General features: G+C 44.6%; 9 protein-coding genes. 2 read left to right on the forward strand and 7 right to left on the reverse strand.

The window, feature by feature from the left end:
- Positions 1-25: 25 nt before the first annotated feature.
- The 7 genes from ACESPO_RS06700 to ACESPO_RS06730 form a co-directional block, all read right to left on the reverse strand.
- On the reverse strand, positions 26-1,069 hold the full coding sequence (locus ACESPO_RS06700) for a ribonucleotide-diphosphate reductase subunit beta (protein WP_008977084.1): 1,044 nt from the start codon (positions 1,067-1,069) through the stop codon (positions 26-28).
- Positions 1,070-1,113: 44 nt separating this feature from the next.
- Complete coding sequence (locus ACESPO_RS06705; RefSeq protein WP_336305060.1) at positions 1,114-3,366, reverse strand: ribonucleoside-diphosphate reductase subunit alpha; 2,253 nt, start codon at positions 3,364-3,366, stop codon at positions 1,114-1,116.
- Positions 3,367-3,518: 152 nt separating this feature from the next.
- Entirely contained in the window at positions 3,519-3,953 is a 435-nt protein-coding gene (locus tag ACESPO_RS06710) for a hypothetical protein (RefSeq protein ID WP_009263378.1), read from the reverse strand.
- A 48-nt stretch (positions 3,954-4,001) separates the two neighbouring features.
- Positions 4,002-4,913, reverse strand: coding sequence for an NAD(P)-dependent oxidoreductase (locus ACESPO_RS06715; RefSeq protein ID WP_336305059.1), 912 nt, complete (start codon positions 4,911-4,913; stop codon positions 4,002-4,004).
- A 177-nt stretch (positions 4,914-5,090) separates the two neighbouring features.
- Positions 5,091-6,491, reverse strand: a complete 1,401-nt coding sequence (gene rlmD, locus ACESPO_RS06720) for a 23S rRNA (uracil(1939)-C(5))-methyltransferase RlmD (protein ID WP_009263380.1) — start codon at positions 6,489-6,491, stop codon at positions 5,091-5,093.
- A gap of 242 nt (positions 6,492-6,733) precedes the next feature.
- Complete coding sequence (locus ACESPO_RS06725) at positions 6,734-7,675, reverse strand: 3'-5' exoribonuclease YhaM family protein (protein WP_016439521.1); 942 nt, start codon at positions 7,673-7,675, stop codon at positions 6,734-6,736.
- A gap of 41 nt (positions 7,676-7,716) precedes the next feature.
- The gene (locus tag ACESPO_RS06730; protein WP_499788617.1) at positions 7,717-8,970 is read right to left on the reverse strand and encodes a S1C family serine protease; all 1,254 of its coding nucleotides are present in this window, start codon (positions 8,968-8,970) and stop codon (positions 7,717-7,719) included.
- Positions 8,971-9,100: 130 nt separating this feature from the next.
- On the opposite strand from ACESPO_RS06730, the gene ACESPO_RS06735 reads away from it, so the two are divergent.
- Both ACESPO_RS06735 and ACESPO_RS06740 read left to right on the forward strand, forming a co-directional pair.
- Positions 9,101-11,473 (forward strand): endonuclease MutS2, encoded by a 2,373-nt coding sequence (locus ACESPO_RS06735; protein WP_116441390.1) that lies wholly within the window; start codon positions 9,101-9,103, stop codon positions 11,471-11,473.
- 32 nt (positions 11,474-11,505) lie between these two features.
- On the forward strand, positions 11,506-12,207 hold the full coding sequence (locus ACESPO_RS06740; protein ID WP_016441331.1) for a response regulator: 702 nt from the start codon (positions 11,506-11,508) through the stop codon (positions 12,205-12,207).
- Position 12,208 lies beyond the last annotated feature (1 nt).

Raw genomic sequence — 12,208 nt, forward strand, 5'->3', positions numbered from 1 at the left:
TTTTTTTCTTTTTCTCTACACTATTTTACAAGTCATCGACCAACGCACTGCTCTTTGCGTAAGCGGTGCTTTTTGCCTCAAAGAAATCTGTTTTGATCATATTTGCGTTGGAAAACTGACTGACCCATCCCATACTCTCCGGCTCTTTTTCATGCCCTTCATAAATTGGCGCAAGCCCAAGATTTTTGCAGCGCAGATTGCCCAGATATTTCACATAATCTGTGATCATGTCACAGCTCAGTCCACTCACTGCATCGCCGATCACATAATGCCCCCATGCAATCTCCTGCTCACAGCCTTCTCGGATCATCTGACGATATTCTTTTTCCTTCTCCTCGCTGAATAATTCTGGAAGTTCTTTTCTGAGTTCTCTTAAAATATTGGTAAATAACCATAAATGTGTGTTCTCATCCCGATTGATGTAACGAATTTCCTGCACGGAACCTGTCATCTTCTGATTTCGCCCAAGATTATAGAAAAACATGAACCCACTGTAAAAATAAATTCCCTCCAAAATATAGTTTGCAATCATCGTCCGCACGAATGCTTCCAGACTTTTCTCTCTCTGAAATTCATTGTACAGATTTCCGATAAATTCATTCCGACTCAGCAGATGCGGATCATCTTTCCACTGATACAGCACTTCATTTCTCTCCTGCGGCTCACAGATCGTATCCAGCATATAACTATAACTTTGACTGTGTACTGCCTCCTGAAATGCCTGAATCGACAGGCACAGATTTACTTCATTTGCTGTAATATATTCGCTGATGTTCGGCAGATTCGCAGTCTGAATACTGTCCAGAAATACAAGAAATGATAAAATCTTATCGTATGCTCGCCGTTCCGGTGCCGGAAGCGTGCGATAATCCCTGACATCCGCACCAAGATTAATCTCCTCCGGAATCCAGAAATTATTCATTGCCTGCCGGTACCAGTCACTCACCCAGCTATATTTCATATTGTTGAAATCATTTAAGTTTGTCGTATTCCCCCCGACAATCCGGCGCAAGCGTACTTCCGTATCCCCTGCCGGATTAAACAGCGGTTTTTTCTTTAACTCTGCCATTTGATTCGTTCTCTCCTTTTCTCTTTTCTCCCAGGCACACTCTTCTACGCAGAGCACACTTCACACTCTTCCACTTCCAGACTCTTAGAACGGATATAGTAGATCGTTTTGACTCCCTCTTCCCACGCAAGCAAATATAGATGCAATACTTTTCGGAATGTATACTCATTTGTAATATAAAGATTCATACTTTGCGCCTGGTCAATGTAGCGTTGCCTTACTCCACAGGCACGGACAGACCAAGTCTGATCGATATGGTGTGCGTTCTTGTAATACCAGAACGTATCCATTGTAAGCTCCGGCGCCACACGCGGAAGAATTCCGCTTTTCTTTTCCTCAAGAAAATACCTGCTCATGACCGGGTCAATCCCCGCTGTCGTTCCGGCAATCATACTTGTACTTCCCGTCGGCGCGATCGCCATCAGATACCCATTTCGCATTCCATTTTCCCTAACCTTTTTTGCCAGCTTTTTCCAGCGGTCTTCGGTCAGATGTCTCTCTGCAAAATATTCTCCGGTCTGCCATTTACTTCCTTCAAAATAGGTGTAGCACCCTTTCTCTCTGGCAAGTTCTGCACTTGCTTCCACCGCTGCATAATGGATCTCTGCAAATACACGCTCTGCGAATGCCAGATGTTCTTCGCTCTCCCATGGAATCTCATTTTTCGCCAGCATATGATGGTAACCACTTACCCCAAGCCCGATTGGGCGATATTTCTCATTGTTAATCTTCGCGTATGGTACCGGAAAAAAGTTCAGATCAATGACATTGTCCAGCGCGCGCACTGCCGTCTTCGTGATCTCTGACAACTCTTCCTTGTTATTGACATCGATCCTTCCAAGAGAGAGACTTGCAAGATTACATACAACAAATTCTCCCGGCTTTGTGACTGTCACAACAACCTGCTCCCCGTCAATCTCTGTAATCTTCTCCTCTGTCACTTCCATCTCACTCATATTCTGGGCAATCTCTGTACAGAGATTGCTGCAATAAATGATTCCCTTATGGCTGTTTGGATTTGCCCGGTTGACATGATCTCTGTTAAATGCGAATGGCGTCCCTGTCTCCACAACGCTTTTAATGATCATCCGAATCACATCCTTGATCGGAATGACTCTCTTTTGGATCTCCGGATCCGCCACACAATCGAGATATTTTTTCTTCCATTCTTCTCCAAAAGAATCTTCCAGTGCATATCCTTTTTTCTTCAAGATCTCATGCGGACACATCAAATACCATTCTCCCTCAAGATTGTCTCTCGCCTGTTCCCAGAAATAATCCGGATAACACACTCCCGGGAAAATATCATGCGCCTTCATTCGGTCATCTCCGTTATTTGTCCGCAAGTTGAGAAATTCTGGAAGATCCCGATGCCACACATCAAGATAGACCGCTGCTGCTCCCTGACGAACCCCAAGCTGATCGACCGCGACTGCCGTGTCATTGACCAGACGGATCCAGCGGATCACACCTCCTGCTGCTCCCTCAAATCCACGGATCGGGCTTCCGCTTGCACGCACTTTTCCAAAATACATTCCCATTCCACCGCCAAGTTTGCTGACTTTCGCAAAATTATCAATGCTCTTATAAATTCCATCCAGACTGTCCGGCACTGTATCGATAAAGCAGGAAGAAAGCTGATGGTGCGGCTTTCTCGCATTGGCAAGTGTCGGTGTCGCCACCGTCACCTGCAGCTTGCTTAACATATTATAAAACTTCTCCACCCATCCAGACCGATCACACGGTTCCTTCATCGCCAGATGCATCGCAATCCCGAGAAACATCTCCTGCGGACTTTCTAACAAAACGCCCTTCTGATCTCGGATCACATAACGATTCAGAAGCAGTTCCAGCCCCGAATAATTAAAAAGATGATCCCGTTCCTCCCGCATCAATTTCTCAAATGCTGTGATTTCTTCCTCCGTATAATTTTCTAAAATATAAGCACCGTACAGATTCTCTTTTGTCAGATAACATATTTTCTCATAAAAAGAATTCACGTTCCGCTGTTTCATCTGTGCTTTCAACTCATTTCGAAATGTTACCAGGCGAATCCGCGCTGCGATCATCTCCCATTTCGGTGCCTCCTGCGTCGTCAATTCCACTGCCGCTTTGAGGAGCATCTTCATTTGTTCCTCTCCTGAGAATCCTGTTTTATAGAATGTATGGTATTTTTCTTCCAGTTTTTCCAAGCTATATACCGGATCCAGAAATTCCCTGCTGATGTCTGAAAATACTTCCTGAAGTCCTTCTGTTTCCGGAAAATCGTAGTTTTTTCCTTCTTGATTTATATTCATTTCTTATATCGCCTCACACTATTTATTGTATTGCTTTCTTGATATTACCACAATATATAGTGCTTCGCAAGATTTTTTCCTGCTTGTTCTCACTTATTCTGCGAAAAAATAATTGATAGCTTCTTACGAATATCCTTAAAATAATTTTCAGATTACAAATAAATTCGGAGATCCTCTGCAAGTTTTTCCTCCAGGCGAATCAGTTTTCTGGCAATCTCCTTCACTTTCCATTCCGCTTCAGGATACTCATTCAAATATCTCCCAAGAGACTTCACTCCCATATTACAGCCATCTGTGATCAGATCTGCGATTGTTGCATCAGACTCATTCCATACAAGCCTGACATTAGTCTTCACCCACGACATTCCCTTCGCCATCATTCCAGGCTCTTTTCCCTCATCCTGATATTCCTTCAATATTTCCTGGATTTCTTTTTCCAGCTTCTCATGTTTTTCCATACAGTCAGACAGGCATTGGTACAATTTCTTCTCGTGTACATATTCCAACACTTCCTCAATCGAAGAAATTCCCATTTTAATCCCTGCATCACATTCTCTTAATAATTTAATTGTATCCGGTTCTACCATTTTTGTTTCCACCTTTCTCTTTCTTTCGGTGAAAGTATACCCGATCAACTAAAAAATATTCTCACTACAGTATCTCTCCAGATTTTCAAGTACTTTCTTATTCAGCCGAATTACGGCCTGCCTTGTCATCCCAGATGAACGCTTCTGACATCTGACATTTTCCCGCACAAGAAGCGATTCTTCTCCAAGTCCCATCAGGGTGTCACAAAAATACCAGGTATTGTTCCGGTCCAGCCATTTCTCAATCGCATGCTGCTCAAAACAAGGACTCAGCGCCGTGTTAAATAAAATCGTATTTTCTCCGAGTGCCTCAAACTCTTCCTCGTATAACAACGTCACATTTTTACTCAGGCAACTACAAACGACATCGCTTTCTTTTAATAACTCTGAAAGTTCACAGTAACGATACCCCTCCCGCTCTTCCAGTTTCGGTTTTCTCGTCCGGCTGTAATAACTGATCTGTGCTCCCATTGCGCCTAATGCTCTTGCGACTGCCTGCGCGCTTGCCCCAAGCCCAAGTAATCCGATACTCGCACCGGAAATCTCCGAACTTTCTCCTAAAAGCGGCGGATGCCCATCTGTCCCATGAAGCCGTCCGATCAAGTTCATCAGCACATACTCTGCTACGCCTTCATCACCGTAATCCCGGATTCCTGTCACTGTGATTCCATGTTCTCTTGCATAAGCAATATCCACATTAGAACTTTCCTCTGAATACAGACTGCAGCACATCCCAATGTATACAAGATTCGGACACTTTGCTAAGATTTCCTCCCCGATTGCATGTGTATAACTGACAAATACCGCATCTGCATCTCCGATTCTTTCTACAATCTCCTCTGCACTCTCTGGCTGCGAATCAAAGAAAATGATTTCCTCACAAAATTCCTTCAATTTTTCTTTACTCTCTTCCAGAATAGAAACCGGCTGGATTGCCACAAGTTTTTTTATTTTTTTCATAAGTTTTTCCTTCCCTTCCATATGTTTCAGCTATTATTTTATTATAGCACTGGATGTGACTTTGTCCTATTGGAAACAAAAAAGAAATCTATTTTCAAAACATAAAAATAAGAGCTATGCTTCACCTCACTGCATCCCATAGCTCTTATATTCCTTATTATTTTAATCTCTTCTCAATTATTTCTTCCCTCTACTCCTCTGCAATAATGTCACGCATTCTGTGTGAACGGTATTCGGGAACTGGTCAACTACCTGTACTTTTTCCAACGCATACCCTTCCCCGCATAGATATTTTAAATCTCTTGCCAATGTAGCAGAATCGCAGCTGACATAGACAATTCTGTCTGGCTGCATTTTTACCATTGTTTCAAGCAGCGCTTCCTCGCACCCTTTTCTCGGCGGATCGACAACAATCACATCGGCATGTGCCTGCTGCCCCGGATGTTCTTTCGCATAATTTTCATAATATGCCGGAAGTATTTCTTCTGCTTTCCCGACAAAAAATTCTGCATTTTTCATATCATTTAATTCTGCATTTTGTTTGGCATCTTCAATCGCCTGCGGTACAATCTCAACACCGTACACCTGCTTTGCCTTTTGTGCCAGGAAAAGAGAAATCGTTCCGATTCCGCAGTACAGATCCCACACGGTTTCTTCTCCGGTCAGCCCTGCATATTCTAATGCATATTTATAAAGCTTTTCGGTCTGTACCGGATTCACCTGATAGAACGACAGCGGAGAAATCTGATATTTTACATTTCCAATGTAATCGGTAATGTAACCATCTCCCCAGAGTACTTCTATCTCTTTTCCCATAATGACATTTGTATTTTCTTTGTTCTTGCTGAAAGTTATACTCCTCATGCCCTCGATTTGAGATAACTTATCCACAAATTTGTCCGCACATGGCAGGTTATCCCCATTGATCACAAAGCAAACCATAATCTCTTTCGTCGTAAATCCATAACGGATTAAAATGTGGCGCACTAGTCCGCTGCAATCCTGCTCGTTATACGCCGGGATGTGGTTCTCATTCATGACCGATAGAATCTCCTCTAAAATCTGCTGATTCTGAGAAACCCCCAGCGCACAATCTGTATTCGGGATGATCTGATGTGTCCTTCCCGCATAGAATCCGGCGACTGCCTTGCCGTCCTTGTCCGTCCCAATCGGGAACTGCGCTTTATTCCGGTAATGAAACGGCTCGTCCATCCCACACACCGGCTGCGTGATCTTTTCTAATACTTCCGGCGCAAATCCTCCGATCCGTTCCAGATTTCCAATGACTTTTTTCTGCTTGAACTGTAACTGTTCCTGATAATCCATCTCCTGGATCTGACATCCTCCACACTGTTTTGCGACCGGACATTTTGCTTCCACACGATTTTTTGAAGGTTCAATGACACGAAGCAGCTTCGCATATCCATAGTTCTTTTTCGCCTTCATCACTTTCACTTCCACAAGATCTCCCATCACGGTATCCTTGATAAACAGTGTATATCCGTCTGCCTTTCCGATTCCCTCTCCATTGATCCCGATATCTTCGATCTTCACGACCGCTGTATCATTTTTCTTCATGATCTTCCTCCTACCATAAAATTGTATCCGTTTCCAACTTCTCTTTGCCTTTTTGGCATTTTCATCACTGCTCGCGCGTGAAGCGTGTTTTTTACATAAGAATTTCCTATGTAACAAAGAAAGCGGGTGCCGCAAAATCAATTTCTTAGACATGGTATAGTTCATCTCTGATTCGATGCAATCTATATCTTGTTGAAATTCTCTGTTTTGCAGCACCCTTTTTCATCTCTCTGTTTTTATTTCTAAATACTTGTCTTTCTTAAATTACTCTCGAACAGTCTGTTATATCCAAGCCAGTCTGTCGTATCTTTTTCTTTGAAAATCTCTGTCAAAGTCTGTAACTTGGCATCTGTGCTGTCCGCGAAATTAAGTGCCAGTGCTTCTGCCAGCGCAGGCTTTTTCGGAGAACCGTATTCTAACTCTCCGTGATGTGCAATAATGCAGTGCTTCAACTCACTTGCCAGCTTTTCCGGAAATCCCGGAATAGATCGAATCGCATCGTTTGCCATCTCGACTCCGATAATGATATGTCCGAGCAGCTGTCCATCATCCGTATAATCATTTTCCGGAAATGCGGAAAGTTCTTTTGTCTTCCCGATATCATGGTACATCGCCGCCGCATACAGAAGATCTTTATTCAGGATTGGATACGCCCCTACATAGTATTCACACATTTTGACAATACTGAGCGTGTGCTCCAAAAGACCTCCTGCAAATCCGTGATGTACACTCTTTGCCGCAGAGTGTGCCTGAAACCGCTTAATAAATGCCGCATCGTCTTTGAAATAATACTCCACTGCTCTTCTCAAATATTCATTATCAATCTGTGCAACATATTTCATCAACTCCTGATACATTCCCTCGACACTCTTCTCACTTGTCGGCATGTAGTCTGCCGCCACATACTCATCTTCAAATGCCTTGCGGATCTGCTTGATATTCAGCTGAAGATTTCCATTATAGCAAATGACATCTCCGAATACTTCGATAAAATCCATCTCATCATACTCTGCAATTCCATTAGAATTTGGATCCCACACTTTTCCGTCTAAAGTTCCCGTTTTATCCTGTAAAATCAGATTGTCATATGCCTTTCCATTTCTCGTTTCTGCAGAGCGCTTTCCTTTGCACAAATAAATACAGCGGATGGTCTCTCCCTCATGTAATGTATTAATATATCTCATTTCTGTCCTCTTTCTATTATAATATTCTCATTTTAATTCTTCTATTTCTTCTCGGCTCCTCCGATGACAACGGTATAACTGATCTCCACATATCCTTCGGAACCAAGTCTTTTTGCCGACAACTTCACTTCATCTCCCGGCTGAAATGTCAGCAGTTTGTTATGCAGTGCTTTCACGGTCACCACCGAATCGCCGTCCATTGCAGTGATAATATCTCCACACTGAACTCCTGCAGCCATTCCCGGAGAATCTGCCTCAATCTCTTTGACATAGATTCCCTTCGGAAGTTTCTGTGCCTCTGCAATTTCATCCGTCACATTCGTCCCGACAACACCGATATATGGAACACTGTTGCCATTTAGCAGCTTTTCCAGTTCTTCTTTCACATCCGAAACTGCAAGGACACGCAGTGTACTGCTTTCATCCGTCACCTGTTCGGCAGCAAATGTAAATCCGATGACTTCACCGTCGATATTAAATAACACACCGCTCCCTTGTCTGGAGGCAGGTATGTCTGTGTCCAACAGCCGGTATACTCGGTCTGCTACACTGACTGTATTTTTATTGGAACTGATAATGCCATATCCCATCCCTTTGGAGTAACCAAACAGACTTCCCAGTGCAATCACTACATCTCCTTTGTAAGTCATGTTAGAATTGCCAAGGACAGCCTCTTGGATCTGATTCTTTGTGCTGTCACTGACCTGATTCCGATCAACCGCAAGCACGGCAATCCCCAATACCGCATCCTTCTTTCTGACTGCAGCATCACAGGATGCGCCATCTCCAAATGTCACCTGAATCTGCTCTGCATCCTTGATGGCACTTCCCATCGTCAGGATCAGATATTCTCTGCTGTTGGACGGCATGATCACGCCACATGCACCGGTTCCTTCTTTTCGCTCTTCCTCTGTCCAGTTATCATCTTCTCCGGCAGAAGTCACTGAGACAATACTTTTGTTCGCCTCCGCAGCGACCTGGTACATCGCACGTTCCAGCTCTTCAAAATTTTCAAGGGTAAGCTCCGGCTCTCTTTCTTCTTCCTCTGCCTTTGCTTCCTGTGGATGTTCTTCAGGTTCCTCGTCCTTTGGAATGGTAATCTCTTCTTCTGCATTCAGCTGTTCATCAACCCATGGTTGCAACACACAAAAACTAATACTGGCAAACGCACCGAATAGAATTCCTGCCGCCGCCAGCCCGGCTGCCTTATGCATGAGCTTTTTTCGATTCAGAGGCTTCTCCTTGATTACCTCCTGCAAAAAAGAAAACTTTTCTGGTCCTTCCTTGTTCTCCATAGACATGACGTATCTCCTTTTTCATCCTCTTTACAGTATACCCTAACATTTGTCAATGTTCAATAAGTATAGAATATTTCTGCTTTCCTTTATTACAAATATAAGGTAGAATGGAAACAGGTGAATGATTATGAATAAAAAGACTTTAAAAAAACTAGAATACAACAAAATAACTGAATTACTTGCAGAGCAGGCTTCTTCCCCGGGCGGAAAGATACTCTGCAGCCATTTGGCTCCGATGACCTCCCTGGCCGAAATCACAACCGCGCAAGAACAGACCGCGGCGGCTTTTACAAGAATTGTAAAAAAAGGACGTCTCTCTTTCAGCGGTGTATACACTGTGGAAGATTCTCTGATGCGTCTGGAGATTGGCGGAGCGCTCGGCTGTAATGAACTGCTCCGCATCTGCAAATTACTGGAAGTGACAAACCGTGCCAAAGCTTATGGGCGGCACGAGACTGTGGACGAGGAGCAGGACTGCCTCGACGTGTATTTCGATCAGCTGGAACCACTGTCGATCCTTGCCGGCGAGATCCGCCGCTGCATTATCGATGAAGATGAGATCAGCGATGACGCGAGCAGTACCCTGAAGCACATTCGAAGAAGTATTTCCCAGACAAACGACAAAGTACATTCTACGCTGCTTTCGCTTGTCAACGGCTCTCTGCGTACTTATCTGCAGGATGCCATTATTACGATGCGCGGAGACAGATATTGTCTTCCAGTCAAAGCGGAATACCGCAGCCAGGTACAGGGAATGATCCACGACCAGTCTTCTACCGGTTCGACACTCTTTATTGAACCAATGGCTGTCGTAAAGTTAAATAATGATCTAAAAGAACTTTACGGAAAGGAGCAGGAAGAGATCCAGGTGATCCTTGCCAATCTCAGCGCAGATGCCGCCGGCTATGTGACGGAGATTCGCAGAAACTATAAGCTGCTTACAGAACTGGACTTTATCTTCGCAAAGGGTTCCTTTGCCCTCTCCTTAAATGCAAGCAAACCGATTTTTAACGACCATGGCTATATCCATATCCGTGAAGGACGCCATCCGCTTCTCGATAAGAAAAAGGTAGTCCCGATCACGGTCACACTGGGAGATGCCTTTGATCTTCTGATTGTAACTGGTCCGAACACCGGCGGAAAAACCGTATCGCTAAAAACAGTCGGTCTTTTCACGCTGATGGGGCAGGCAGGACTTCATATTCCTGCACTGGATCGCTCAGAATTGGCGCTGTTCCACGAAGTGTATGCGGATATCGGCGATGAGCAAAGTATCGAGCAGAGTCTCAGTACCTTCTCTTCTCATATGACCAATATCGTTTCCTTCCTGCAGCACGTGGATGAGCACTCTCTTGTGCTGTTCGATGAGCTCGGCGCCGGAACCGATCCAACCGAAGGAGCTGCACTTGCAACTTCCATTCTGTCCTACCTGCACGAGCGGAAAATCCGCACGATGGCAACGACTCATTACAGTGAGTTGAAAGTCTATGCACTTTCCACTCCGGGTGTAGAAAATGCCTGCTGTGAATTTGACGTAGAGACACTCCGTCCAACTTACCATCTGCTGATCGGTATCCCGGGAAAGAGTAATGCCTTCGCAATTTCCAGTAAACTTGGTCTGCCAGATTATATTATCGCAGATGCGAAAGAACGTCTGTCCGAACAGGATGAATCCTTTGAAGATCTCCTTGCAGACCTCGAAAACAGCAGACGTACCATTGAGAAAGAACAGCAGGAAATCGCTGCCTACAAGCGCGAAGTAGAAGCTCTGAAACAGAAATTAGAGCAAAAACAAGAACGCCTTGACGAGCGCAAAGAGCGCATTATCAATGAAGCGAACGAAAAAGCAAACGCGATTCTCCGCGAGGCAAAAGAAGTTGCTGACGAGACTATGAAGAACTTCCGCAAGTTTGGGAAAGAAAATATCTCTGCCGCAGAGATGGAACGCGAGCGAGAACGACTCCGCCAGAAGATCAAAAAGACCGGATCCGGTGTGAAGCTTGACACGAAAAAACCGAAAAAACAGCATAAGCCAAGTGATTTCAAACTCGGCGAGGCTGTAAAAGTGCTCAGCCTCAATCTGACCGGAACCGTAAGTTCTCTTCCAAATGCGAAAGGAGATCTTTTCGTACAGATGGGAATCCTTCGCTCCCAGGTAAATATCTCCGATCTGGAGATCATCGATGAACCTGTGATCACGGGGAAACATCTGCAGAAGACTTCCTCCGGAAAGATGAAAATGAAAAAGACCATGTCTGTCCGCCCAGAGATTAACCTACTCGGAAAGACAGTAGACGAGGCAATCGCAGAACTTGACAAATATTTGGATGATGCGTACATGTCGCACATCAGTCCCGTCCGCATCGTGCACGGCAAAGGAACCGGTGCACTCCGCAGCGGTATCCATAACTATTTAAAACGACAAAAACATGTAAAATCTTACCGCCTCGGTGCGTTCGGTGAAGGAGATGCCGGCGTCACGATCGTGGAATTTAAGTAGTAGATTTGAAATAAAGGAGGGATTCCTACCCCATGGTAACTAAACAGAAAATCTTAATCGTCGATGACGATGAAAATATTGCAGAGCTGATCTCCCTCTATCTTTTGAAAGAATGCTTCGACACGATGATGGTACATGACGGTGAGGAGGCGTTAGCTGCATTTGACAGCTATTCGCCAAATCTCGTACTGCTTGACTTAATGCTGCCGGGCATCGACGGTTATCAGGTCTGCCGCGAGATTCGGGCAAAATCAGATACTCCGATCATCATGCTCTCCGCAAAGGGAGAAGTCTTTGATAAAGTACTTGGTCTCGAACTTGGTGCAGATGACTACATGATCAAGCCTTTTGATTCCAAAGAGCTTGTCGCAAGAGTCAAAGCAGTGCTCCGCCGCTACCAGGCACCTAGACAGGAAACTGCTGCCGCAGAGAAAGGCAAATGCGTTTCCTACCCTGGCATTGAGATCAACTTGACGAACTACTCTGTCGTCTGTGACGGAAAAGTAGTCGAAATGCCTCCAAAGGAACTGGAACTGCTTTATTTCCTCGCATCCTCACCAAATCAAGTATTTACAAGAGAACAGCTCCTCGACCAAATCTGGGGCTACGAATACATCGGAGATACAAGAACTGTCGATGTGCATATCAAGCGTCTGCGCGAAAAAATCAAGGACCATCCGACATGGAGTCTCGGCACCGTGTGGGGTATCGGGTACAAGTTTGAGGTGAAATAGT

It is taken from the genome of Coprococcus sp. HPP0074, from assembly GCF_964238105.1.
Classification (GTDB): domain Bacteria; phylum Bacillota; class Clostridia; order Lachnospirales; family Lachnospiraceae; genus Faecalimonas; species Faecalimonas umbilicata.